The sequence below is a fragment of the Marinovum sp. PR37 genome (genome assembly GCF_028807375.1).
GTDB classification, from domain to species: domain Bacteria; phylum Pseudomonadota; class Alphaproteobacteria; order Rhodobacterales; family Rhodobacteraceae; genus Marinovum; species Marinovum algicola.
On the sequence record NZ_JARAML010000014.1, the window covers coordinates 56430 to 82358 of the forward strand.

General features: G+C 66.3%; 16 protein-coding genes and 1 pseudogene. 7 read left to right on the top strand and 10 right to left on the bottom strand.

Annotated features, from left to right (window positions below; genetic code table 11):
* Nucleotides 1-48 precede the first annotated feature (48 nt).
* Both PVW49_RS13105 and PVW49_RS13110 read right to left on the bottom strand, forming a co-directional pair.
* Nucleotides 49-1041 carry a ParB/RepB/Spo0J family partition protein gene (locus PVW49_RS13105; protein ID WP_074837987.1) on the bottom strand — a complete coding sequence of 331 codons (993 nt, stop codon included), beginning with the start codon at nucleotides 1039-1041 and terminating at the stop codon, nucleotides 49-51.
* Nucleotides 1038-2240, bottom strand: coding sequence for an AAA family ATPase (locus tag PVW49_RS13110; RefSeq protein WP_074837985.1), 1203 nt, complete (start codon nucleotides 2238-2240; stop codon nucleotides 1038-1040). Before PVW49_RS13110 ends, PVW49_RS13105 begins: the two co-directional genes overlap by 4 nt.
* A 624-nt stretch (nucleotides 2241-2864) precedes the next feature.
* Between PVW49_RS13110 and PVW49_RS13115 the strand changes: the two genes are divergently transcribed.
* Together PVW49_RS13115 and PVW49_RS13120 are read left to right on the top strand one after the other, a co-directional pair.
* On the top strand, nucleotides 2865-3884 hold the full coding sequence (locus PVW49_RS13115) for a replication initiation protein (RefSeq protein ID WP_048535638.1): 1020 nt from the start codon (nucleotides 2865-2867) through the stop codon (nucleotides 3882-3884).
* 52 nt (nucleotides 3885-3936) lie between these two features.
* Nucleotides 3937-5886 carry a sensor histidine kinase gene (locus PVW49_RS13120; RefSeq protein ID WP_048535639.1) on the top strand — a complete coding sequence of 650 codons (1950 nt, stop codon included), beginning with the start codon at nucleotides 3937-3939 and terminating at the stop codon, nucleotides 5884-5886.
* A gap of 27 nt (nucleotides 5887-5913) precedes the next feature.
* Here PVW49_RS13120 and PVW49_RS13125 read toward each other — a convergent pair whose 3' ends face one another.
* Genes PVW49_RS13125 through thiC form a run of 6 tightly spaced genes read right to left on the bottom strand, consistent with a single transcriptional unit; the run spans nucleotide 5914 to nucleotide 11168 of the window.
* A complete protein-coding gene (locus PVW49_RS13125; RefSeq protein WP_274590744.1) occupies nucleotides 5914-6879 on the bottom strand; it encodes a HesA/MoeB/ThiF family protein in 966 nt (321 codons plus the stop codon).
* Nucleotides 6876-7466 carry a thiamine phosphate synthase gene (locus tag PVW49_RS13130; RefSeq protein ID WP_274590745.1) on the bottom strand — a complete coding sequence of 197 codons (591 nt, stop codon included), beginning with the start codon at nucleotides 7464-7466 and terminating at the stop codon, nucleotides 6876-6878. Before PVW49_RS13130 ends, PVW49_RS13125 begins: the two co-directional genes overlap by 4 nt.
* Entirely contained in the window at nucleotides 7466-8233 is a 768-nt protein-coding gene (locus PVW49_RS13135; RefSeq protein WP_274590746.1) for a thiazole synthase, read from the bottom strand. The genes PVW49_RS13130 and PVW49_RS13135 overlap by 1 nt, the downstream gene beginning before the upstream one ends.
* A gap of 1 nt (nucleotide 8234) precedes the next feature.
* Nucleotides 8235-8432: a sulfur carrier protein ThiS gene (gene thiS, locus PVW49_RS13140; protein WP_048535645.1), complete on the bottom strand. Its 198-nt coding sequence runs from the start codon at nucleotides 8430-8432 to the stop codon at nucleotides 8235-8237.
* Nucleotides 8401-9375 carry an FAD-dependent oxidoreductase gene (locus PVW49_RS13145; RefSeq protein ID WP_274590747.1) on the bottom strand — a complete coding sequence of 325 codons (975 nt, stop codon included), beginning with the start codon at nucleotides 9373-9375 and terminating at the stop codon, nucleotides 8401-8403. Before PVW49_RS13145 ends, thiS begins: the two co-directional genes overlap by 32 nt.
* Nucleotides 9372-11168, bottom strand: coding sequence for a phosphomethylpyrimidine synthase ThiC (thiC, locus tag PVW49_RS13150; protein WP_274563719.1), 1797 nt, complete (start codon nucleotides 11166-11168; stop codon nucleotides 9372-9374). Before thiC ends, PVW49_RS13145 begins: the two co-directional genes overlap by 4 nt.
* 409 nt (nucleotides 11169-11577) lie before the next feature.
* On the opposite strand from thiC, the gene PVW49_RS13155 reads away from it, so the two are divergent.
* The gene (locus tag PVW49_RS13155; RefSeq protein ID WP_244526548.1) at nucleotides 11578-12204 is read left to right on the top strand and encodes a lytic transglycosylase domain-containing protein; all 627 of its coding nucleotides are present in this window, start codon (nucleotides 11578-11580) and stop codon (nucleotides 12202-12204) included.
* Nucleotides 12205-12217: 13 nt separating this feature from the next.
* Here the strand turns inward: PVW49_RS13155 and PVW49_RS13160 are convergent, their stop codons facing one another.
* Entirely contained in the window at nucleotides 12218-14812 is a 2595-nt protein-coding gene (locus tag PVW49_RS13160; protein ID WP_048535652.1) for a hybrid sensor histidine kinase/response regulator, read from the bottom strand.
* Nucleotides 14813-14842: 30 nt separating this feature from the next.
* Nucleotides 14843-15367: a molybdopterin-dependent oxidoreductase gene (locus PVW49_RS13165; protein WP_244526547.1), complete on the bottom strand. Its 525-nt coding sequence runs from the start codon at nucleotides 15365-15367 to the stop codon at nucleotides 14843-14845.
* A 295-nt stretch (nucleotides 15368-15662) separates the two neighbouring features.
* Between PVW49_RS13165 and PVW49_RS13170 the strand changes: the two are divergent.
* The 4 genes and pseudogenes from PVW49_RS13170 (at nucleotide 15663) to PVW49_RS13185 (ending at nucleotide 25878) form a co-directional block, all read left to right on the top strand.
* Nucleotides 15663-16274, top strand: a pseudogene (locus tag PVW49_RS13170) (response regulator transcription factor).
* Nucleotides 16275-16830: 556 nt separating this feature from the next.
* Complete coding sequence (locus PVW49_RS13175; RefSeq protein ID WP_074837971.1) at nucleotides 16831-17340, top strand: hypothetical protein; 510 nt, start codon at nucleotides 16831-16833, stop codon at nucleotides 17338-17340.
* A gap of 113 nt (nucleotides 17341-17453) precedes the next feature.
* A complete protein-coding gene (locus PVW49_RS13180) occupies nucleotides 17454-20051 on the top strand; it encodes a hypothetical protein (RefSeq protein WP_274590748.1) in 2598 nt (865 codons plus the stop codon).
* Between the two features lie 82 nt (nucleotides 20052-20133).
* The gene (locus tag PVW49_RS13185; RefSeq protein WP_274590749.1) at nucleotides 20134-25878 is read left to right on the top strand and encodes a hypothetical protein; all 5745 of its coding nucleotides are present in this window, start codon (nucleotides 20134-20136) and stop codon (nucleotides 25876-25878) included.
* Nucleotides 25879-25929: the final 51 nt, after the last annotated feature.

A 25929-nucleotide genomic window follows, 5' to 3' on the forward strand; every position in this document is an offset into this window, starting at 1 on the left:
GCGCCGGGGCCTCACCGTGCAAAAATTGCCCGTGGGCAATTTTCCGGGTCAGTGCGAGAAGCGATCTTTCAAGTAGGCGTCAAAAGCCGCCACAAGCTGCGGGCGCGACAGCGAATCCTCGAACTCCACCAGAACCTTGCGCCCCTTGCGACGGACTTCGATACCGGCCTCGCCAGATGAGCGTCGATAGATCTTGCCCGCGCGCGGCGGCTTCGGGGCGGCCGGCTTGCCGGCGTTGACCAGCCGCCGCATGACCGCCGCCCCATCGACAAAGGCCCCGCTGCCGCGCCGCGCCTGGGCCTGCTCGCGGGCGATGGTCCGGGCGGCATCGAGCACGCGTTCGGCGACCACGGCCTCCCCCAGAAGCGGCTTCAGCTCGCGGGCGTTGCGCTCGCGGATGTCGCGCACCGAGGCAAAGGCGGCGACGATCTCTTCGGGCAGTTTCGCCAGTTGCAGGTAACGCGACAGCCAGGGTTGCGACACCTCGAGCCGCTCGGCCATCGCCTTCTGCTTGCCGCCGTAATAGCGCTCCACGGCATCGGCATAATCGATCGCCCGCTCGTAATCCGAGATGTCCTCGCGGTCGCGGTTCTCGATATCGGCAAGACGAAAGGCCTCTTCATCCGACAGGTCACGCAGCTCGACGAGATATTTGAACTGGGTGTAATTGTTGGCCCGAAGCCAGCTCACCGCGAAATGCCGCCGGGCGCCACAGATCACCTCGAAGTCGTAATCCGGATCGTCAGAGGTGCGCACGATGGCGGGAAATTCCTGCCGCCCCTGCGAGCGAATGCCATCGATCAGGTCGCGGCAATTGTCTTCGTTGAGCAGCGCATATTCGCGATTGTGCCGGTCCCACATGCGGCAGCGGGCGGGGTCGACCCAGCGCAGGGTCTTCTCCTCGAGCTCGCCCGAAAGCCGCTCGGAGATTGTGGTGGTGCGTTTGAGAAATCGCGCGCCGGCCCGGTCTTCTTCGGCCGGGTCGGGGGCGTCAAAGCCGCTGAGAACATCGTCGAAAATGGCATCATGCTTGCGGGTCATAGCAGTCCTTCCTTGCGCAGCTGCGCGTGATGGCTCGGCCAGGTCTTGCGGATCAGAATCTCGATCTCGCGGCCCACCGCATCGAGATAAGCGCGGCAGCGCTTGTGGGTCTCGGTGCGGGTGGCGGCGCCGGTCAGCTCGTAGACCGTCGAGAGATTGGCCGTCGCGTTGTCGATCTCGGCACTGTCCTTCTGCACAGAGAGAAGCATATCCATGGGAAAGACCGCATCCATCATCCGCTTGATGGCGACATGCGCCGATTTGGTGTCATTCATCTTGGTCGCAAGAATTTTAACAAATGCATAATCCCGCGCGCCTCCGGCCTCGGCCAGCTCATTGAGCGTGGCGCCGAGCATCTTGAGGAAATGCGCGGTTGAGCCGAAATCGATGTTGTTGGGCGGCGCCGGGATCACCAGCGCCTCGGCCGCGCGCAGCACCGACAGCGAAAGCATGCCAAGCGCCGGCGGCGGATCAAGCAGGATGACATCAAAGCGGTCCTTGATGGTCTCGATACCGTGACGCAGCCGGTCGAGCACAAAGGATTTCTCGCGCGCCATGCGGGCGGCGAATTCATATTCGGCGTCATAGAGGCCCAAATTGGCGGGGATCAGCGCGATGTTCGGCCAATAGGTGGCGCGCAGCGCATAGCTCAGATCGGGCGGGCCGCCATGGCGAAAGAACGGGTAAAGCGTGTCCTCGTCTTCATCTACATCGACGTCGGGGTTCAACCCGAAAACCGAGGTGGTCGAAGCCTGGCTGTCGCAATCGATGACGCAGACGCGATAGCCCTTGAGCGCGAGATATTGCGCCAGGTGACAGACGGTGGTCGATTTGCCGACACCGCCCTTGAAGTTCTGAACCGCCAGCACCATCGCCGGATCGTCGGGCGCCCGATGCGGCAAGGTGCCGAAAAGCTGGCGCATGCGGTTCACATCGGTCAGGCTGTAGCCGGTGCGCCGCCCGGTCTCGGGGTCTTTCTCCGGCGCCGGCAGGCGGCCGTCGGCCTCGGCGTCGCGGATCGCTTTTTCGCTGCGTCCGACCATCTCGGCGGCGCGGCGCACGTTGAATTGCAGCTCGAGCCGCTTTTCGGTGCCGGGGGCATACAGGCGGTCGCGCAGGCGCGAGATGACGGTGGAGGCGCGCCCGGCAAGCTGGTCGAGCTCGCGCAGGGACACCGGGGGAAGGGCTGACTGCTCCATGTCCTACCTCTCAGGGGGGTGGTTTGACGCGAATCATGGACCCTGTGGCCGGCCGTCTCAAGTGCGAAATCCGGCGGCGGATGCCGAAAATAGCGGAAGTTGCGCGATTGCCCGCCAATGCCGCGAAAACACCGGAGAAGCCCCCAATTTCCGAACCTCGGGGCTTTTTCGCACCGCGAGGCACCCGAAAAGTAAGCTTGGCCGGGTCGCGGCTTCGAACGGTGTCCGGGCGGCAGGCAAAACCCCCAAAAATCCAAATTTGAAAAACCCTCTTGTTCTGGATTCAAGGATTCTTTGTTCGCGTCATCCAACGCATTGCCAAACCACGGAAATTCCGTCCAATTCTTACGTCCCGGGGCGGCATGGCTTACGCTTCGGGGTGTTTGTCCTTACGCATCGGGGCGGCTGGGCTTACGGATCGGGCAGGGCGGAAAACTTACCTTTCGGGTGCGCGCCACAGGGGCAAAAAACCGTTGAAAAAAGCCTTGCGGGGCAGGGCATTGCGAATCGGGTGGCGCGAATCCCCGGCGCGAAAGCTTACCTTTCGGGTGATGGACGGGGGCGTCGGCTTTTGATATCTTACGCCCAAAGGCCTACAAAAGTAAGAGCAGTCAGGTAACGCACGTGGCCACAGGCAAACCTTATCGCACCATCGAGGCGCGGCCAAACGCCGAAAGCCTCGTCAAACCCGGCGAGCTGGTCGACCTTGTCGAGGTCACCCCGCTGACGCTGGCGGACCGCCGGATCTACAACCAGCTGCTGGAAAACGCCTGGGATGCCATCGACAAGCCGGTGACCCATGTGATCGCCAAGGCCGATCTGCGCGGCTCGCACAATTCAAACGACCGGGTCGGCGAGAGCATCGAGCGGCTGATGTCCTCGATCGTCAAGGTCCGCGTCACCCGCGACGGCGAAGAGGCGATCGAGCGGGTGCAGCTTCTGGGCGGCAATATCGAGACCACGCGGCGCGACGGGCTGCTGGAATACGAGATCCCGCAGCGGCTGCGGCGGATCATCAAGGACAGCACCGTCTTTGCCCGCCTGCAACGCGAGGTGATGTTCGCGCTGTCGTCGAAATATGCGCTGACGCTTTACGAGATGATCCAGAAACGCGGCAATCTGCGCTATCGCTCGTCGGAACGCTTCAGCCTCGAGGATCTGCGCGGCATTCTCGGCGTGGCCAAGGGCAAGCTCACCTCCTGGTCGAACCTCAAGCTGCGGGCGATCGAGCCGGCGATGGCCGAGGTCAATGCGCTGAGCGACTATGTGGTCGAGATCGAGCCGGTCAAGACCGGCCGGCGGGTGACCCATGTCGAGCTGCGCTGGTGGCGCAAGGACAGCGGCACCTCGGCCCAGGCGGAACGCGAGCTGAGCTTTTCCAAGGTGGGCCGCAAGGCGCGGATGGCCGGCACCGAAGAGCGGCTGGTGCCGGAACCCCGGCCGCGGCCGGCCTGGCTGGAAAGCCGCGGCACCGCCCTGCGCAGCGAAACCTACGAGACCGCGCGGCTGCGCCACCCGGGGTATGACATCTATCACGTCGAGGGCGAATGGCGCGACTGGAGCCGGGGCAGAGAGCCCGCGCGCGATCCCGACCGGGCGTTTCTGGCGTTCTTTCGGACCTATGCCGAGAAAAACCCGATCTGAGTTTGCGCGCCCCGTCGGCCGCCGATAGTCTGGCCGGCGGGAGGGTCTCTTGATGCAATCGGTTCGCCTGCGCCTGCTGATCCTGGCGCTTGCTCCCCTGATCCTGCTGATGCCGCTGCTCCTGCTGCTCGGCATGACCCGCTGGACGGCGGATTACGACAAGGTGCTGATCGCCAATGTCGAAAGCGACCTGCGGATTGCCGAGCAATATCTCAACCGGCTGATGACCGGCACCGGCGAAGAGCTGCACGGTCTGGCCGGCTCGGTCGAATTCGCCGAAGTGCTGGCCGAGGGCGATCCGGCGGCGTATTTCCGGCAAAAGCAGGCCGAACTGGGCCTGGATTTCCTGTATTACCTGCCGGCCGAGGCCGCCGGCGCGCAGGCCGACCGCTGGCCGGTGATTGCCGCCGGGCTCAGCCGCCCCGACACCCGGATCGATATCTTTCCCGCCGGGGCGCTGCCGGCGCCGCTGGCCGCACAGGCCCGCATCCCGCTGATCGAGACCGAGGCCGCGGTGCCCACCGACCGCGAGGTCGAGGATCGCGGCATGGTGGTGCATTCCGCCAGCCCGGTGCGCCTGCCCGGACATGACGGCGTGCTGGTGGGGGGCATCCTGTTGAACCGCAACCTGGATTTCATCGATTCGATCAACGCGCTGGTCTATCTCAACGCCGTCACCGGCGGCGAACGGCAGGGCACGGCGACACTGTTCCTTGATGACGTGCGGGTCAGCACCAACGTGCGGCTGTTCGAGGATGTGCGCGCGCTTGGCACCCGGGTCTCGGCGGCGGTGCGCGGCCAGGTTCTGGGCCAGGGCAAGACCTGGCTCGACCGCGCCTTCGTGGTCAACGACTGGTATATTTCGGCCTATATGCCGCTGACCGACAGTTTCGGCGACCGTGTGGGCATGCTCTATGTCGGCTTTCTCGAGGCGCCGTTCACCGCCGCCAAGCGGCAGGCCTTCCTGTGGATGCTGGCGGCGTTCTTTGCGGTTCTGGTGCTCTCGGCGCCGGTGTTTCTCTGGATGGCCGGCGGCATCTTTGCGCCGCTGGAGCGGATGACCCAGACCATGGCCCGGGTCGGACGCGGCGACCTTTCGGCGCGGATCGGGCGGATGAAGCGGCGCGACGAGATTGCCGCCGTCGCCGGCCATCTCGACGATCTGCTCGACCAGGTGCAGGACCGCGACCGCAAGCTGCGCGCCTGGGCCGATGAGCTGAACACCCGCGTCGAGGAACGCACCGCCGAGCTGCGTGCGGCCAATGCCAAGCTGGAAGAAACCTACCGGCAGTTGGTGATGAGCGAAAAGCTGGCCTCGATCGGCGAGATCACCGCCGGCGTGGCGCATGAGATCAACAATCCGGTGGCGGTGATCCAAGGCAATCTCGACGTGATGCGCGAAGCCTTGCAGGAGCGCGCCGCCCCGGTCGCGACCGAGCTCAACCTGATCGACGCCCAAGTCGGGCGCATTCAGGCGATTGTCGGCAAGCTGCTGAAATTCGCCGCCCCCGGCGAGATCGAGGAAATGGGCGGCCAGGTCGATCTTGCCCCGGTGCTCGGCGATTGCCTGGTTCTGGTGGAGCATGTGATCGACAAGGCCGGTGTCCGGGTCGAAACCCGGCTGGACGACGTGCCGCCGGTGCGCATTGCCCCCGGCGAGATGCAGCAGGTGGTCGTCAACCTGATCATCAACGCGGTGCAGGCCATGGGCCAGGGCGGCCGGCTCGCGCTTCTCCTGACCGAAGCGCGCCGCAACGGTCGCCGCGGCACCGCGCTCAAGGTACGTGACAGCGGCCCCGGGGTGCCCGACGCGATGCTGAGCGCGGTTTTCGATCCGTTTTTCACCACCAAGCGGGGCGAGGGCACCGGCCTTGGCCTGTCGATCTCGCAGACGTTGATCCAGCGCGCCGGCGGGCTGATCTCGGTGCGCAACCGCAAGGCCGGCGGCGCCGAGTTCACCGTCTGGCTGCCGGCAGCCGAAGAGGAGATGGCGGCGGAATGACAAAATTGCCCATGGGCAATTTCCCCGTCACGCGCAGGCCTTTGCGGCGATAATCGACATATTTTCAATGCCTTGCGCCTGCAACGTCAAGCTCGCGCGCCAGGCGCGCAGCCCCGAGGCGCAGCACAGGACCAGCCGTTGCCCGGGGGCGGGGGTCAGTCCGGGAACCTCTTCCATGGGCAGCCGCAGCGCCTCTGGCGTGATCGGGCAGGGGGCTTCGGCGGCGTCACGCAGCTCGATCACCAGATCGTCCGGGCGCAGCATCGCGGGCGCCAGAAAGAGCCAGGGGCGCGCCGGTTCGGGGCTGCCGAGGAAGGTGAAACCGCCAAAGCGCATCGTGGCCAGATCGACCGAGACCACCCGGCCCAGCGGCGCGCCGGTGCCGAGCAGAAGCTGCAAGGCCAGCTGCGCCTGCAAGCTGCCGATCATGCCGACCGCCGGGCCGAGGACGCCGGCGGTGGCGCAGGTGGCGCCCGAGGTTGGCAGATCGGGAAAAACCGCGCGCAGCGACGGCGCGCCACCGCAGAATCCACCGGCATAACCCGACTGGCCCAGCGCGCTGGCCGAGATCAGCGGCGTGCCGGCGGCGAGGCAGGCGTCGGACAAGATGTAAGACACCGCGAAACTGTCGGCGGCATCGATCACCAGATCGGCCGCCTGCACCAGACCGGGGGCAAGGCCGGGCCCCAGCGGCGCCACATGGGCGCGCAGCCGTACCTCGGGGTTGAAGCCGCGCAAGGCTTCGGCGGCGGCCTCCGCCTTGGGGCGGCCAAGGTCCGCCATGCGGTAGAGCGGCTGGCGGTGCAGGTTGCTTTCCTCGACATGGTCGGGATCAAAGAGCGTGATCCGCCCGACACCGGCACCGGCGAGATATTGCAGCACCGGACAGCCCAGCCCGCCGGCGCCGATCACAACGACATGCGCCTGGCGCAGCCGCTCCTGGCCGGCGGCGCCGACCTCGGGCAGGATCTCCTGGCGGGCATAGCGGCTCATTGGCAGACCTTCAGCCAGTCGCGCACCCGCGCCTCGGGGTCTTCGGCCTGCTGCACATCGGTCACCACCGCGAGGCTGTCGGCGCCGGCCGCCAGAACCCCGGGCGCGCGCTCGGGCGTCAGCCCGCCGATGGCCACCAGCGGCACCCGGCCGGTACGGCGTTTCCAGTCGGTCACCCGGTCAAGGCCCTGCGGCGCCCATTTCATCTTTTTCAGCAATGTCGGATAGACCGGGCCAAGCGCCACATAGGCCGGATCGAGCGAGAGGGCGCGCTCCAGTTCCGCGTCGTCATGGGTCGACAGGCCAAAGCGCACCCCGGCACGGCGCAGGGCGGCGAAATCGGCGGTCTCCATGTCCTCCTGCCCGAGATGCACGAAGGAACAGTTCAGATCGAGCGCCGCCCGCCAGTAATCGTTGACCACCAGCTGCGCGCCCTGCACGGCACAGATATCGCGGGCGCGGGCGATCTGGCGCCGCACCTCGGCCTCGGGCTGATCCTTGATGCGCAGCTGCACCAGTTGCACCCCCTGCGGCACCAAGAGTTCCAGCCGGGCGACATGGCCCACGATCAGATAGAACCGCTGCATCACGCCAGCTCCGCCAGGCCGAGCACCGGGGTCGAGGGCACCGCCAGGTCGCGGCGGTCCATCGGGTCGGCGTCAAAGCCCGCGCGCCCGGCCTCGACGGCCAGCGCCATGGCGCGTGCCATCCCGGCGGGGTCGCCGGCCTGGGCCACGGCGGTGTTCAGGAGCACCGCATCCATGCCGAGCTCCATCGCCTGCGCCGCGTCGGAGGGCCGGCCGATGCCGGCGTCGACCACCAGCGGAACACCGGGGAAATGCGCCCGCATGGCGCGCAGGGCATCGGGATTGCGCAGCCCCTGGCCCGAGCCGATCGGCGCGCCCCAGGGCATCAGCAGCTCGCAGCCGGCATCAAGCAGCCGTTCGCCGACCACCAGATCATCGGTGGTATAGGGAAACACCTTGAAACCCTCCGAGGTGAGGATCCGCGCCGCCTCGACCAGGGCAAAGACATCCGGTTGCAGGGTATCGGCATGGCCGATCACCTCGAGCTTGAGCCAGTCGGTGGCAAAGACCTCGCGCGCCATATGGGCGGTGGTCACCGCTTCCTTGACGGTGTGGCAGCCGGCGGTGTTGGGCAGGATGCGGGCACCGGTCTCGCGCAGGGTGCGCCAAAAGCCCTCGCCGGCGCCATCGACGGTTTCGCGGCGCAGCGAGACGGTGACAAGGCCGGTGCCGCTGGCGCGGATCGCGTCCTGCAAAACGGCGGGCGAGGGGTATTGCGCGGTGCCGAGCAGCAGCCGCGAGGCGATTGTCTCTCCGTAGATCCGCATCTCAGCCTCCCTGCATCGGGGCCAGCACTTCCAGCCGGTCGCCGTGTTGCAAGGCGGTCGCGGCGCGGCTGTCGCGCGGCACGAAATCGCCGTTCAGCGCGGTGGCGACGGCGGGGCTGTCAAAGCCCAGCTCGGCCAGCGCCTCGGACAGGGTGAGGCCCGAGACCTCACGCGGTTCTGCGTTCACCAGTATCTTCATGTCCAGTCTCCGGGATCAGTGTGTCGGCCAGCCGTTGCGCCATGGCGGGGGCCAGCAGGAAGCCGTGGCGATAAAGGCCGTTGAGGTGCCAGATGCCCTCCTGACAGGTCAGGCGCGGCAGGTTGTCGGGGAAAGCCGGGCGCAGCCCGGCGCCGCTGCGGATCACCGCCGCCTCGGCGAAGCCGGGATGCAGGGCAAAGGCGGCGGAAAACAGCTCTGTCAGCGCGCGCAGGGTGGCGGGCCGGTCCGACGAGCTTTCTACCATGGTGGCGCCGATCATATAGGTGCCGCCGCCGCGCGGCACGAGATAGAGCGGGATGCGCGGGTGCAACAGCCGCAGGGTGCGGGTGATCGACACCTCGGGGCAATGCAGCACCGCCATCTCGCCGCGCACCGGGCGCAGATCGGGCAGGGGGGCCGCCATGCCGGTGCAATCGATGTCGATCCGCCGGGGGGCGTCGGTGCCATGGCGGATCTCGCCGCCATGGGCCGCGATCCCCCGCGCCAGATCTTGCAGCGCCCGGGAAGGGTCGAGATGCGCCTCCTGCGCGAAATGCAGCCCCTGCGAGAAGCGCCCGGCAAGGTCGGGCTCGAGCGCGGTGATCGCCGCGTCATCCACCGGCCGATGCGCCTCGGTCCGCCGGGCGAACCGCGAGAGCTCGGCCCGGTCGCGCGGCGGTGCCAGCACCAGCGTGCCGCGCCGCGTCACCTCTGTCACCTGCGCCCACCAATCGGCGGCGCCCCGGCCCAGGGTCACCACCTCGGGCTCGGCCGTGGCGGCCTCGCACCAGGGCGCCAGCATGCCGCCGGCAAAGCGCGCCACGCTGGCGGTGCCGAGGGTGGGCGCGCGCTCATAGAGCACCACCCGCGCCCCCCGGCGCGCCAGCTCATAGCCGCAGACGAGGCCCGCGAGCCCCGCCCCGGCAATGCGGAGCGTGGTCATTCCGCCGGTTCCGCCTTTTTCGCGGGCACATACAGCTCGCCGCCCTCGCGGAACTTGGCGGCCATCGCTTCCATGCCCTCTTTCTGCGCTTCGGCGCGGATGTCGTGGCTGATCCGCATCGAGCAGAACTTGGGCCCGCACATCGAGCAGAAATGCGCCACCTTGTGCGCCTCTTTCGGCAGGGTCTGGTCGTGGAAATCGCGCGCGGTCTCCGGGTCGAGCGCCAGGTTGAACTGGTCTTCCCAGCGGAACTCGAAGCGGGCGCGCGACAGCGCGTCGTCGCGCCGCTGCGCGCCGGGCATGCCCTTGGCCAGATCGGCGGCATGGGCGGCGATCTTGTAGGTGATCACCCCGGTTTTCACGTCGTCGCGGTCGGGCAGGCCAAGGTGTTCCTTGGGCGTCACGTAACAGAGCATGGCGCAGCCGAACCAGCCGATCATCGCGGCACCAATGCCGGAGGTGATGTGGTCATAGCCCGGCGCGATATCCGTGGTGAGCGGCCCGAGGGTATAGAACGGCGCCTCGTGGCAGCACTCGAGCTGCTTGTCCATGTTCTCCTTGATCTTGTGCATGGCGACGTGGCCCGGCCCTTCGATCATCACCTGGCAATCCTTGGCCCAGGCGATCTTGGTCAGCTCGCCCAGGGTCTCCAGCTCGGCAAACTGCGCCTCGTCATTGGCATCGGCGATCGAGCCGGGGCGCAGACCGTCGCCCAGCGAAAAGCTGACGTCGTACTGGCGGCAGATGTCGCAGATCTCGTCGAAATGCTCGTAGAGGAAGCTCTCCTTGTGGTGGTGCAGGCACCATTTCGCCATGATCGAGCCCCCGCGCGAGACGATGCCGGTGACGCGTTTGGCGGTCATCGGGACCATGTGCAGCCGCACGCCGGCGTGGATGGTGAAGTAATCGACGCCCTGTTCGGCCTGTTCGATCAGCGTGTCGCGGAACACCTCCCAGGTCAGGTCTTCGGCGATGCCGTTGACCTTTTCCAGCGCCTGATAGATCGGCACCGTGCCGATCGGGACCGGGCTGTTGCGGATGATCCATTCGCGGGTGTTGTGGATGTTGCGGCCGGTCGAGAGGTCCATCACCGTGTCGGCGCCCCAGCGGATCGACCAGACCAGCTTGTCGACTTCCTCTTCCATCGAAGAGGTCACGGCCGAGGTGCCCATGTTGGCGTTGATCTTGACCAGGAAGTTGCGGCCGATGATCATCGGTTCGCTTTCCGGGTGGTTGATGTTGACCGGGATGATGGCGCGGCCGGCGGCGATCTCGTCGCGGACGAACTCGGGCGTCACGTGGTCGGGCAGGTTGGCGCCCCAATCCTCGCCGTCGCGTGGGCCCACCGCTTCGCGCAGCTGGTTCTCGCGGATGGCGACGAATTCCATCTCGGGCGTGACGATGCCGGCGCGGGCATAGGCGAGCTGGGTGACGGCGCCCTTGCCGCGCAGCGGGCGCGGGCGCACCGGGAACTCCGGCGTCAGCCGGTCACCCTGCACAAAGCCGTTGTCTTCGGGCTTGACCTCGCGGCCGTCGTATTCCTCGACATCGCCGCGCGCCTCGATCCAGGCGCGGCGCAGCGGCGCCAGGCCCTTGGCAATGTCGATCTGCGCGTCGGGGTCGGTATAGGGGCCGGAGCTGTCATAGACCGGCAGCGGCGGCTCGCCGGCGGTGGGATGCACCGAGATCTCGCGCATCGGCACGCGGATCTCGGGGTGCAGCACGCCCGGCACGTGGATCTTGCGCGATGCGGGCAGGGGGCCGGTGGTGATGGTGGGGTTTGGCACGTTCATTGTGGCGCTCCTCAAGCTCAAGTCTCAAAAAGACACCAGATGATCCGGGAGAGGAGGCGGCGGCGCGGGGCCGACTTGTCAGGGAGCCGGGGGAACCCCCCATGATGCGCCCTCAGCTTCCTACGCCAGTGTCAACTGGGTCAGGTTCAAAGGGTCGCGTCACCGGGCCAAAGCCCTGTCTGCCTCTCAGTCCCCTCGGCGGGACTCCCCTGCGTGGGTTGACGTATAGGCATGCCGGCGCCGCCGTGCAACCCATTCCTTGGCCTGTGTCGTCCGGTGCGGTGCCGCGCGCTCTCGAAAGCCTTGGGGCGGCTAACCTTTTGCGCCCTGCGCTCGACATCCGGGTCGCCGAAATCTCGCCGGGAAACCGCTACTGCTTCTTTGGTAATCAACTTTAGGAGTGAGTGACGTGTTTGTGACAAGGCGACTGCTACCCCTCGTTCTCTTGGCCTGCCCGACCCCGATGCTGGCGGATGCGCTGTTCAGCGCCGCAGGCGCCAGCCGGATGGAGATCTTGCAGGCACAATCGGCGGTGATCGACCGACGTGTCGGCGTGACGTCGACCCGCAGCGATGTGGCGCCCGCGCCGCCGCCGGTGGGCGCCTCGGCGGTGATTGCCACCGCCGGCAGCCTGCAACTGGCCCGGATCAAGGTCAGGCCGCGAGGCAAACATGTCGGGGCCTATCTGGACGAGGCCAAGCGCCAGGCTTCGGCCTTTCGCATTCCCGAAGAGCTCTTTCTGGCGCTGATCCAGCAGGAATCGGGCTGGAACAGCAAGGCGCGGTCGCATGTCGGCGCCATCGGGCTGACGCAGCTGATGCCGGGCACGGCGCGCGAGCTGAAGGTCAATCCGCATGATCCGGTGCAGAACCTGCGCGGCGGGGCCAAGTACCTGCGCGCGCAATATGACCGCTTCGGCGACTGGCGGCTGGCGCTGGCGGCTTATAATGCCGGGCCGGGGGCGGTGCGCAAATACGGTGGCGTGCCGCCGTTCCGCGAGACCCGCAACTACGTCAAACGTATCCTCGGTCAGTGACCGGGGGCAGGGCTCAGACCCGCGCCGTGTTGAGCGCCCGGCGCGTCGCCTCCCAAGTTTGCGGGAGACCGGCCGCCATGTCGAGGGCGGCCGTTTTGTCATCGGCCTTGCAGCGCGCCTCGATCGCCTGAAGTTCGCGGTGCAGCGCCACTGCACCAAAGACCCCGCAAGAGCCGGCAAGACGATGGGCGTCGGATTGCAGCGCCGGCAGGTCGCCGGCGGCGGCGGCGGCATCGATCTGGCGCAACACGTCTTCGGCTTCGGTCGCAAAGCTGTCGAGCTTGGCGTCGAACCGCTCCTGGCCCAGCAGCGCGGCGATGTCTTCGAGGCTGTCGAGATCGATCAGCATGGCGTTTGTCATGTCGGTTTCCTCCGGGGCATGGGGTTGGGCCGTCACCTGGCCGTGTTCCTGGTCGCGCGCGACCTCGTGCAGCACTTTGCGCAGCGCGTCGGGCCGGATCGGCTTGAGCACGCAGCCCGCCATCCCGGCGGCGAGAAACTCCTTGACCTCGTTCGGCATGGCGTGGGCGGTGACGGCATAGATCGGCGAATTCTTGGACAGCCCGCGCGAGGCGCGGATTTCCTGAGTGGCCTTGATGCCGTTCATGTTCGGCATGCTGACATCCATCAGGATCAGGTCGAAATGCGTGCGGCTGGCCACATGGACGCCTTCGAAGCCGTCGCTGGCATGCGAGACCTTGTGACCCTCGCGCAGCAGCATCGCCTCGAGCACCTCGGCATTGATCGGGTTGTCCTCGACCACCAGCACATCGAGCGGGGCGATCTCGGCGGTGTCGCGGGCGGGGCCGGAGGCGGCGGCGGGCCGGTCCTCGTCCTCGGCGCGGGGCAGGGTGAGGGTGACATGAAAGGTGGTGCCTTCGTCGGGCACGCTCTCGCAGGTCACCTCGCCCTGCATCTGCTGCACCAGGCGGCGGACAATGCCCAGCCCGAGGCCGGTGCCGGTGGCCGTCCGCTCGTACGGGGAATCGATGGTGACGAAATCCTCGAAGATCCGCGCCTGATCCTCCTCGGAGATGCCGATGCCGGTGTCGGCCACCGCGATGGCAAGCTCGACCTCGTCATTGCCGGCCGCGCGGGTGGCGGTGCGGATCGTCACCTTGCCGCTGGGGGTGAATTTGACGGCATTGCTCAGCAGGTTCATCACCACCTGTTGCAGCGCCCGCGACTGGCCCAGGACACAGGCGTCGGGGCCGCTGTGCTCGGTCACCACGGTGGTGTTCTGCTGCCCGGCCACCGGCCGCATGCTGTCGGCCACGGCGTCGACCAGTGCGACCGGACGGAAGGGCGCGAGCGGGGCGGTCCTTTCGCCGGAATCGAGCCGTTCGATCAGCAGCACGTCGTTGATATGGCCCAGCAACACCTGGCTGGAGGATTCGGCAATCGTGACATAGCGTTTCTGCTTGTCGGTCAAAGGATCGTCGGTCATCAGGTCGAGCGCCGACATGATGCCGTTGAGCGGGGTGCGCATCTCGTGGCTCATCACCGCGAAGAAATGCGATTTCTCGCGGAAGGCGGTGAGCGCGTCGTCGCGGGCCTGCTGCAACTCGGCCTTGGCGCGCTTTTCCTCGGTGATGTCGCGGATATAAGAGACAAAGGCCGGCCCGGTCTCGCCCGCGGTTTCCGAGATCGACACTTCGATCGGAAATTCGTGGCCGTCGCGGTGCATGGCGATCAGCTCGAGCCGGCCCTGATCGACGATGTTGGAGGTGTCGGAGGAGGTGTAGCGCACAAATCCCTCGGCATGGGCCTCGCGGAAGGCCGGCGGCACGATGGTTTCGGACAGCTTGCGGCCGATGATCTCGTCCTTGCGAAAGCCGAAGATCTTTTCCGCCGAGCCGTTGAAATCGGTGATCAGCCCCTGATCATCGATCACCACGATGGCGTCGAGCGAGGCGCGCAGCGTCGATTCCCGCATCCGCCCGGCGCGGGAGATCGCGGCCGCGCGGCGCGACAGTTCGAGCCGCTGCCAGGTCATCGTCGCCAGGGTCAGGATCAGCGCGCCGAACACCCCGAGAGCAACCAGCGCCAGGCGGCGCAACAGCTCGACGATCTCGGTCCGCTGCTGGTCCGACAGGCTGGCCATGACCTGGACCGCCCCCAGCGCGAACAGCCGCGGGGTCGCGACGAGCTCCTCGATCCAGCTATCGATCTGCGGCAGCGCATCGATCAGAACGGCATCGGAGGAATCGATCAGCGGCACCGTCATCATCAGGAAATGCTCGAGGTCGTGCCGATGCGTCCGCAGCTCGGGGTTGTCCGCGAGGTTCAGCGTCTGGGTCGAGCCTTCGAGCGTTTTCACCCGGCTGTAGAAGATGTCGAATTGCTTGCGCAGCTCGTCGAGCGTGGCGGGATCTTCGATGGCGGCGTCGAGCGCCGTGCGCAACTTGAGGAAATCCACCTCGAGCTGCGCGGTATTCCACTGGATATTGTCGCGCGGCACCTGCCTGAGCTCGCGGATCTTGCCGCCAAGCTCGACCGCGATCAGCCCGGCGGTGGCCAGGCCGCCCAGGACAATGACCAGCACCACAAGGCGAAGCCTGCGAAATCGCAGGCTGTTGTCGTGCGAAATATTTGCGCCGATCGCCATGCGGTCCGCCCTTTTGTCTTAACTTCTGAATTACTTGACGTTGAGCCGGTCAAGCTGCCAGATGCTCCGGCTGTAGATCGTTTCGGACCGGTAGTCGGCGTTCTGATCATAGGGATAGATCAGCCAGATCGGGCCCTTGTCGCGGCGGGACATATAGGCGCCATCGCTCTTGTAGGCCAGGATCGGCCCGCCTTCGACCGCGTCGCTGATCGGGATTTCGACCGAATAATCGTTGATCGCGGTGGCATCGATCATTGTACCGGTGGCCTCCAGGCTGTCGAGAAAGGTCTTCAGCTCGACACCGGTATAGGTCTGTTCGCCGGCGGTCCAGATCGTCGAGGTGGTGAATTCGGTGGCCGGCAGCGCCTCGAGCATCTCGAGATCGAACTCCGCCTTGTCCATCGCATTGGTGACATGCACGTTGCCGGTGACCGTCAGGATGACCTCGCCCTCCGGTGCCTTCAACGTTTCGGACAGGGCGGTGGTGGCAAAAAAGGCCAGTGTCAGCAAAAGCATCGCGGCCATGGTCGAAGGGGGCCTGAGGGTCAAGGTCATCGCGGGGTCCTTACTCTTTAAAGTGCAGGGTTTGTACGAGCCATATTAATCCGTCCTGATCGCATACTGCATTGGCGTATTAGGATGCTCGTTATAACCTTTGGTATAGTCGCCGAGTGTCAGTGGTATTGGTGTCGCACATTAGGGTTGATCGACCGTAAGCGCCGCCGCTAGAGCATACATACGGATTGTAGAATGCGTTCACTCTAAGGCAGAACTATTCCATAGACTTGCGCGGAATGAGCGAAATGGGTAACAAGTGGCCGAAGGGTCGCCGAGATAGGAACAAGACAGAATGCATGTTCTGATAGCAGACGATCATGAATTGGTGCGCGACACCATTGCGGCCTTCCTCGAAGGTGATGGCATCTAGGTACACACCGCCGACGATCTGGGCGGGGCGCTGTCGCTGATCCGGCAGAAAGGACCGTTCGATCTGGTCCTGCTGGATTTCGACATGCCCGGAATGAACGGGCTCGACGGCCTGTCCGAAACCATCGAGGTCAATGGCCGCAACCCGGTGGGCATTCTCTCCGGCACCGCCTCGCGCACCGTCGCCGAAGAGGCGCTCGAGGCCGGGGCGGCCGGGTTCCTGCCCAAGACCATGGCGGCGCGGTCGCTGCGCAACGCGGTGCGCTTCATGGCCGCCGGCGAGACCTTTGCCCCGGTGAGCTTCATGGCGCAGAAGGAAGACGACCCGGCGCATGCCTTCGACGAATTGCTGACCGACCGGGAAAAGCAGGTGTTGATCGGGCTGACCAAGGCGCAGTCGAACAAGGCCATCGCCCGCGATCTCGATCTTCAGGAGGTCACGGTCAAGCTGCACGTCAAGACCCTCAGCCGCAAGCTGAACGCCCGCAACCGGACCCATGCGGCGCTGATCGCCAAGGAAGCCGGCTTCGTCTGATCCCACCCCGCGCGCGCCGGGCTCAGACCGAGCCGGAGAACATCCCAGACCGCATCTCCTTGCAGAATGAAGCCGCCTTCGGGCGGCTTCTTTCGTCTTGGCGGGCCTCTCCGGCGGTATAGGCGGCGTGCCCTTTGCTGGCGGCGCTGATCCTTCGCGGCGTCGCTCCGATACGGTCGCCCGACCGATTCGCCCTTTGCCGACAAGAGCTTGACCGCCGCCTCTGATAGCGAATCCCCAGCAGCCGCCGGCCCGGAGCCTGCGCTTTGACCGGATTTCCCGGGCCGAGGCGCCCGCCGGGCGGCAAAACCGCCTATCCCTTCGGACAGGGCGACCCGCCCATGGTGCAGAGCCTGCCGTCCAACCGGACGCGCGGCGCGCTTTGGCAGTGCGGGATCCGCCAACCGGTGCCCTCTCCTATCCGGTCTCGGGGATGTGAGCAGCAGGCCATTCACGCGAAAAAGTCGCTGTAGTTCGCCTCATCTCCGAGGTGGGCCGATCAACCCGACAAGCGATGCCGGCCCGCCGGCCCGCCTGACAGCAGGAGACTTTAACTATGTGCCTCGTAACGACCATCACCCGCGCAGGTCTGGGAGTGGCGATGCTCGCCACATCGGCCCTGGCCCTTCAGGCCGAGGAGTTGCGCGCCAATTTCGAACTGTTCATCGTCGAAAGCGATGAGGCCGGCCTCGAGCAGCTCGTCGAGCGCGAGAGCGTCAAGCCCGGCGAGACCATCCATTTCGCGATCCAGCACGAGAACCTCAGCGATGACGCCATGGCCGACCTGGTCATCGTCGGTCCGGTGCCCGAGGGCGTGACCCTGAAGCTGGGCACCGAGCAGAGCTCGCATGACGCCACCTTCGAGATCCAGGCCGAAATGGACCCCGAGCTGCCGGGCCTCGAATGGTCGACCCTGCCGGCGCTGCGCAAGATCATCGAAGACGACGGAACCGTGCGCATGGAACCGGTTCCCGAAGACATCGTCGAAGCCGTCCGCTGGACGCTCGGCACCTCGCTCGCCGCCGGCGACGAGGCCCTGAACTCCTACCGGGTGGTCGTCAACTGATCCCTCCGGTCCTCGTCCCCGGGGGTGGAGCCCCGTCAACTCAATATGTTCAATGGTGAATACAAGTGAATACTCAAGCGCACTTCAAACGCGGCTGTAGTGCTGTCGCTCTCATGTCGGTTTTCGGGGCCGCAGCCTATGCTGCCGCACCAGAGGCCGGTTCGGTCATCGGCAACCAGGCGGTTGCCACCTATACCAACAGCTCCGGCGATACCATCACGGTCACGTCGAACAAGGTCGAGACCGTCGTCCAGCAGGTCGCCGGCCTGACGATGATCTCCGACAATTCGGAAGCCATCGCCCCGGGCGGCAAGGCCTTTCTGCCGCACATCGTGACCAACGACGGCAACGGCCCCGACAGCTTCGCGCTGACCGCGACCGAGCAGGACTCGGGCGCCCTGGACACCACCCTGGTGTTCTACCCGGATGCCAACATGGACGGTGTCGCCGACAGCGCCACGCCGATCACCAGCACCCCGGTGCTGGCGCCCGGTGAGCAATACGGCTTCATCATCGAGGCCTCGGCCTCCTCGACCCAGACCGGCACCGACAACATTGACGTCCTCGCCGTTTCGGCGCTCGACAACACCGTCACCGACGCCAATGTCGACACGCTGACCATCTCGAACGGCGCGATTGTCGAAGTCGTCAAGTCGATGACCGTCGATCCCGCCTCGGGCACCGGCAACAACGCGATTGTCGACTCCGGCGATGAAGTCACCATCACGCTGACCTATTCGTCGACCGGCCTGGTCTCGGCCAACAACTACGTGGTCCGCGACATCCTCGACGGCCGCCTGAACTATGTGGCGAACTCGGCCACCTGGTCGGATGCGACCGGGCCCCTTGGCGAAGCCAACGCGGCCAATGCCACCGACCAGACCAACGGCGGCGGCCAGACCATTGCCTGGTCCTACGACAACGCCCAGACCTTGCAGTTCATCCTGTCCGAAGTGCCCTCGGGCCGCTCCGGCAGCGTGACCTTCAAGGCCACCATCGCCGACAGTGCTCCGGCTGGCATCATCCCCAACACCGCCACCCAGACCGTCGACGGCGCGGCCTTCCCGGACTCGAACACCGCCTCGGTGACCGTGGACGAGCAGTTCAGCCTGGAAATCGACGACACCAAGATCAACCTGGACGGCACCCGTGACGGCACCGTCGCCTCGGCCACCGACACCGACGCCGCCGCCAATGACGTGGTGACCGACAATGCCGATGTCTATCAGGGCGCGACAATCCCGTTCGAATTCGTGATCTCGAATACCTCGAACGTGACCGACAGCTACACGCTTGACGTCAACAACGTCGACTTCCCGGCCGGCACCACCTTCCGCATGGTCGCGGAAGACGGCGCGACGCCGATCGTCGGCACCGTCGGCCCGCTGGTTTCGGGTGACGCGGTCAAGGTGACCCTGCTGGCGACCCTGCCGACCGATGTGACCCCGGTTCCGACCACCGAGTACACCGCCAATGTGGTGGCGACCTCGGAAAACAGCGGCACCTTCGACAGCTCGACCGCGGAATACACCGGTGCGGTTCTGGCCTCGGCCATCGACCTCGAGAACAAGGTCGCGGGATCCGAAGGTGACGGCGCGGCGCCGACCAATGGCGGCCTGCCCTGGGTGACCCAGACCACCGATCCCGGTGTGGCGGTGTCCTTCCCGATGAACGTCGAAAACGGCGGCACCACCTCGGACAGCTTCAACCTGGAACTGGCGCAGGCCATTCCGGCGGGCTGGACCGTGGAGTTCCAGACGCTTGACGGAACCGTTGTCTCCAACACCGGCACCATCCCGGCGGGCGGCAGCAAGGACTTCAACGTCGTCATCACGCCGACCGAAGGCTATCCGCCGAGCGACAACCCGATCGACATCCTGGTGTCGTCGGCCGTCACCGGCCAATCCGACCGCATCGTCAACCAGCTGACCATCAACAAGGTTGTCGACGTGGCCATCGAGGCCGATCAGGAAGCCCAGGCAGCCCCCGGCGGCATCGTCGACATGGTGCACACCGTGACCAACAACTCGAACGTCGCGATCACCGAAGGTGCGATCTCCCAGAGCGGTCTGACCGACTTCTCCGGCGCGATCTACTGGGACGCCAACCAGAACGGCGTGATCGATGCGACCGAGGTCATCGTCGACAACTTCGACGACCTGGTTGACGGTGTTGCAGCGGGCACCAACGGGCTTGCCGCAGGCGACCAGATCTCGCTGATCTATCGGGTGCAGACCCCGTCGAGCGCCACCCCCGGCCTGTCCGAAATCGGCACCATCGCCCTGGCGAACACGCTGAACGCGGGCGCCGATACCGATGTCGACACTGCCGACAACGCGGTGAACGACAAGGTGGTGATCGTCTCGGGTGACGTGACGCTGACCAAGATGCAGTACATCGATCCGCTCTGCACCGGTGCGCCTGGCACCTTCACCAAGAACCGTCTCGACGTCGAGCCGGGCCAATGCATCCGCTACCAGATCGAAGCGGAGAACACCGGCACGACCAATGCAGGAAACGTGCGTATCCGCGACGTGGCCCCGGCCTACTCGACGATCCACACCTGCGGCGGCGCCTGCACCTACTCGGTCTATCCGGCCGAGCCCGCATCCTCGGTGACCATCACCGGCACCACTGCGGACAGCTTCCACAACACGGTTCTGCCCGGTGACTTTGCCCGGCTCGAGTTCACCGTGAAGGTCTCCGAGTAACGACCCCCGGTCCATCCGGCCCAGCCCTCCCCGGGGCCGGGTGGACCCCCCTCCTTTCCCTTCAGAGTTCGGGTTGTGTTTCATGTGGTTCTCAAGAATAGACTGGTTCAAGCTTTTCGCGCCGCTCCTGCTCGCCTTCATCATGGCAGCCACCTGCGGCGCGGCGGTCGCCTTTGCCCAGACCGCCGGCAGCCAGACCGCCAGCGCCGGGCTGATCATCCGCAACACCGCCACCGCGAGCTATTTCAACGCCCGCCTCGGCCTGGTCGAAACCGTCCGTTCCAACACCGTCGCCGCCACGGTTGTCGCCGTTCCGGCCTTCGAGCTCTCGGGCCGAAGCGACCTGATCCTGGCCCGCGGCGCCACCTCGTTTCATCAGTATGACGTGACCAACGTGGGCAACGTCGTGCTCGAGATGGATTTCGACGTCGCCGACAGCGGCACCACCGGGGTGATCACCGACCGCAGCCTGTTCATCGACGTCAACGGCAACGGCATCGTCGACAGCGCCGACCGCGAAATCGCCATGGGCGAGACCGTGACGCTGGGCGTCGACGAGACCCTCGCGCTGATCTATGTCTTCGACGTGGCCCATGACGCCACCCCCGGCGATACCCTGATGTCCGAGCTGATGGCCAGTGGCAAATCCGCCAATGGTGCCGTCGCCGCCGCCAGCCACGGCCAGGCGATGGGCAGCGTCGAGATCGTCGATGCCGCCTTGCAGCTGGAAAAGACCTTCAGCCACATGCAGACCGCCGAAGGCACGCAGATCACCTATCGCCTGCGGCTCTACAACAATTCGCAAAGCCCGGTTGCCGCCTATGACAGCGTCAACGGCGCGCCGATCATGATCGACGGCACGGCCGCCACCGGCGTGGTGGTGCGCGATGCGATCCCGCTCAACACCGAGTTCGTCTCGGCCGGCAGCACCATGTCGCTGGTCACGCTCTACCATCTGCAAGGTACGCCGGAGCAACAATATGTCTCGTCCCGGCCGGCCGATCCGGCCACCGTCGACGCGGTGGCGTTCTTTCACCGCGGGGCCTATCCGGTGGGCCAGTTCCGCGAGGTGCATTTCACCGTGCTGCGCCCGCTCGCGCTGAGCGCCGGCGAAGTGCTCAACATCGCCGAGACCTTTGTCGAAGGCGCCTCGCGCATGCATCAGGTGCCCTCGAACCGGGTGCGCCTGGCCGGGGCGGCCGAGGCCAGCATCACGCTCGATTTCGTCGATCCGCAGACCGACGAGCGCGTCGATTTCACCGATCCCGGCACCGATACCGCGCTGCGCGTGGTGTCCGGCGCCTGCAACATCAGCCGCGAGATCGACCGGGTCGAGATCGAGGTGCGCAGCACCATCACCGGCGATGTGGAATATGTCACCGCCACCGAAACCGGCCCCAACACCGGCATTTTCGACACCGCCGCGCTGCCGATCGCCGAGATGCTGACTCCTGTGGCGGGCGATGGCGTGATGGCCTCGGTGCAGGGTGACCTGCTGTCGGGCCTGGTGGTCTGCGCCGGGATTTCCGCCGCCGACGACCTGATGATCACCCCCGGCCTGATGGTGTTCGACAGCGTCACCAACGCCGCTGTCGCCGGCGCGGTGATCGAGCTGACCGATGCCTCGGGCACCGTTGTCGCCACCTCGACCTCGGGGCCCGACGGTTTTGCCGCGATGGGCCAGGCCGTGCCCGGCGATTACAGCCTGATGGTGCGCCCGCCCGCCGAATACAGCTTTCCCTCGGTGCGCGATGCCTTTGGCGGCTATGGCCGGAAGGTGATGCCGCGGGCCTCCTTCGGTCAGGTCTGGACCCATGGCGGCGGCATGATGGCGCGGATGGACATCCCGCTTGATCCGTTTTACGGCGTGCCGCTGGCGCTGGAGAAATCCGCCAACAAGACCAAGGTGCAATCGGGCGAATTCGTGCTCTACACCCTGACCGCCACCAACAACATGAACCAGGCGCTGATCGGGGCGCGGATCTCGGACCGGCTGCCGCGCAATGCGGTGATGGTCGGCGACTCGGCCCGGCTGGCCGGCGAAAAGATCGACGATCCGCAGGCCGATGGCGCCGGCGCGGTGGTCTTCGAGCTTGGCGATCTGGCGCCGCTGGAGAGCGTGACGCTGGAATATGTGCTGCGCTTCACCCCCACCACCAAGAGCGGCGACCGGATCAACGAGGCGGTGCTGTTCGGCGATCAGGCCGGCACCGGCCAGCGCCGGCTGTCGAACATCGCCCGCGCCAAGGTGCGGCTGAACGCCGAGGGCGGGGTGTTTTCGCGCGAAGGCACGATCCTCGGCTCGGTCTTTCTCGACTGCAACGAAAACGGCATCATGGACGGTGACGCCGAGATCGGTGTGCCCGGCGTGCGTCTTGTCACCCAGCAGGGGCTGGCGGTGGTCACCGACCGCGACGGCAAATATTCGCTGTTCGGGCTGAAGCCGATCAGCCATGTGCTGGCGCTGCAATCCTCGACCCTGCCGCTTTCGGCGAAACCGCGGGTGTCGCGGACCGCCGACATGCTGCAAGCCGGCTCGCGCCTGGTGGCGCTCAAGCGGGGCGAGCTTCGGGCCGAGAATTTCCCGCTCGAAGGCTGTACCCCGGCCGCCTTTGCCGAGGTGCAGCGCCGTGCCGAGGCGATGCAGGACCGCGACGACGGCGAGGCCAAGCTGCTCTCGGATCTGCCGATCGACGGCGGCAACCCGGACAGCCGTTCGGCGCGCTCCGAGGCCGGACTTGCGACCACCACCCAGGTCTATGGCAGCCAGACGCCGCTGACCGGTGCCGCGGATCTGCCGGCCGATCAGGCCGAGGCCGCCAATCAGCCCGGCACGCTGGAAGAGATCATCAAGCAGCTCGATCAGGGCTTTGGCTTTCTCGGGCTTGCCGATGGCGACCGGGTCAGCCGTCGCAGCCTCAAGCTGCGGGTGAAGGGCCCGGCGGATCTGACCCTGCGGCTCGAGGTCAATGGCAAGGAGGTCGGCGGCGACCGGGTGGGGGAACATGCGGTCTGGGAAGGCGGCAACCTTCAGGCCAAGGAATATATCGCCCTGCGGCTCAATCCCGGCGCCAACAAGATCCGGCTGAGCGGCACCGATCCCTTTGGCATCGCCCGCAAATCCGCCGAGATCACCATCACCGCCCCCGGCGATCCGGCGCGGATCGAGATTGTCGCCCCGGCCGAGGCCCAGGCCGCCCCCGGCAGCGCGATCCCGGTGCTGGTGCGCATTCTCGACGCGCGCGGCAACCCGGCGCAGGCCGCCGCCGTGGTGACGCTGATGGCGCGCAACGCCGAATGGGACGTGACCGACATCCGCGACGATCAGCCCGGGGTGCAGGTCTATCTCGACAATGGCGAGGCGACCTATGATCTGCTGGCGCCGCAGAACGCCGGCCCCGAGACCATCGGCGTGCAAAGCGGCTTTGGCGACGCCAGCACCCGCATCCTGTTCAAGCCCGACCTGGCCGATCGCATTCTGGTCGGCCTGATCGAAGGCGCGGTCGGTCTGCGGGACGGGGCGCTGCACGTCGAGGACACCGCGCTCAGCCCCTTTGAGGACAGCGTTTCAGGCCTGCGCGGCGAGGTCTATCTCAAGGGCCGGATCCGTGGCGACGCGCTGCTGACCCTGCGCTACAGCTCGGATCGCGACACCGAGGACCGGCTGTTCCGCGACATTCGCGCCGATGAATATTACCCGGTCTACGGCGACAATTCCGAACGCGGGTTCGACGCGCAATCCTCGACCAACCTGTTCGTCAAGGTCGAGAAGGGCGCCTCTTACATCCTCTATGGCGATATCGCCATCGAACCCGAGGATCCGGCCTTCAAGCTGGGCGGCTACCGCGATGTGACCACCGGCGTGAAGGCGCATTGGGAAGGCGAGACCGCCCGGGTGACCGTCTTTGCCGCGCGCACGGCGCAGAAAAGCCGCACCGTCGAGCTTCGCGGCCGCGGCATCTCGGGGCCCTATGACATCGACCTGCGCGATTTCCGCGAGGGCTCGGACCTGGTGGAGCTGCTGTTGCGCGACGAAGACACCGGCGAGATCCTGTCGACCACGCGGCTGCGGCGGCTGATCGACTACACGCTGGATTATTTCCGCAACACGATCATCTTTGACACCCCGCTGCGGCAGGCCGACGAGGAGGGCAACCCGATCTCGGTGCGGGTGACCTATCAGATCGAAGGCGAGGGCGACGAGACCTATTGGCTGTACGGTGCCGAAGCCGGGATCGACCTGTCCGAGCGCAGCCGCGCCGGGGTGCGGGTGGTGCGGTCTGACGGGCGCGAGGGCAGCGACGAGCGCTTTGCCATCGATGCCGGCTTTGTCGAACACCAGCTGAGCCGCAACGCCAGCGTCACCGCCGAGATCGCCCGGTCCGAGAATGGACAGGGCGCGCAGGGCACGGCGGCGCGGATCGCCTACGAATACGCCACCGACGAGAGCCGGTTCCAGATCGAGGCCTCGACCGCGAGCGAGGATTTCGCCCCGCCCGGTGCGCCGGTGCGCCCCGGCACGACCCAGGCCAAGCTGTCGTATGAGACCAAGCTGACCGAGACCGCGGCGCTGACCGCCAGCGCGGAATACGTGCAGGACCGGATTGCCGGGACCGAACGCGCCAATGCCGAGCTGGGGGTGCGCCGCAAGATCAGCGAGACCACCCGCCGGACCGACGCGCTGCGCCTGTCGCGCGATCTGCAAGCCGATGCCGACGAGGGCACCGAGCTGCTCTGGGTGCAGAACGCCGAATGGCGGCCCGAGAGCACACCGGGCGTGAAACTCTCCTTCGATCTCGAATTGCCGCTCGTCGGCGTCGAGCAGGGCACGCTGCGGATCGGTGGCGATTACGAGCTGCGCGACGGGCTGCGGATCTTTGGCCAGGCCGAACTGTCCTTCGGGCCGCTGGGCGACGCGCTGACCGATGCGCAGATCGGTGCCGAATACCGCATGACCGAATGGCTGACCGGCCGGTCCGAGATGACCTCGGCCGTCGATCAGGGCACCCGGGTGGTGCAGGGCCTCAATGGCAAATGGGAGCTGAGCGAACGGGTCTCGCTGCGCGCCGGGCTGGAGCACAGCTTTGACCTGGGCGCGGCGGACAGCCGCCTGACCAGCCTGGCGCTTGGGGCCAAGTGGACCTCGGAAGATGGCCGGTGGATCGGCGAGGCCGCGTTTGACCAGACCGTCGAGTCGGCCGGCTATACCGCGTTTACCGATCTTGGCCTGGCCGGGCAGGTCTCGCCCGATCTGACCTTGCTGGCGCGCAGCCGCTACGCCTTTGACGGCCGCGACGGCGCCGACAAGCACCGGCACCGGCTGCGCACCGGCATGTCCTATCGGCCGAAAAACGAGGCGCGGGCCAATGTGCTGGCCTGGTACGAGAACCGACTCGAGGTGAACACCATCCGCAGCGTCGATCATCTCTGGTCGGTCGCCGGCACCTGGGACGCCAACCCGCGGCTGCGGCTGAACGGCAAATACGCCGGCCAGTACAGCGCCCAGGGCTTCGAGAACGGCGCCGATGCGACCGGGCTGATGCAGCTGGTGCAGGCCGGGGTGACCGGCGAGGTGATCGCCAACCGGCTCGAGGCCTCGGTCAATGCCTACCACATGTGGGACAACAGCGGCTTTTCCAGCCAGGCGCTGGGGGTCGAGGCGGGGCTGGTGGTGGATGAGGGGGTGATGGTATCGCTGGGGTATACCCACGCCCGCGAAACCCTGCCTTATGACAGCGCCATCTTCGAGGACGGGTTTTACCTCAAGCTGCGGCTGAAGCTGGACGACAGCCTGTGGGACCAGCTCGACCGGTTTCTCGGCGGCTGACGGCCCCGGCGATCGCAAGGCCATGCGCCCCCGCAGCGATGCGGGGGCGTT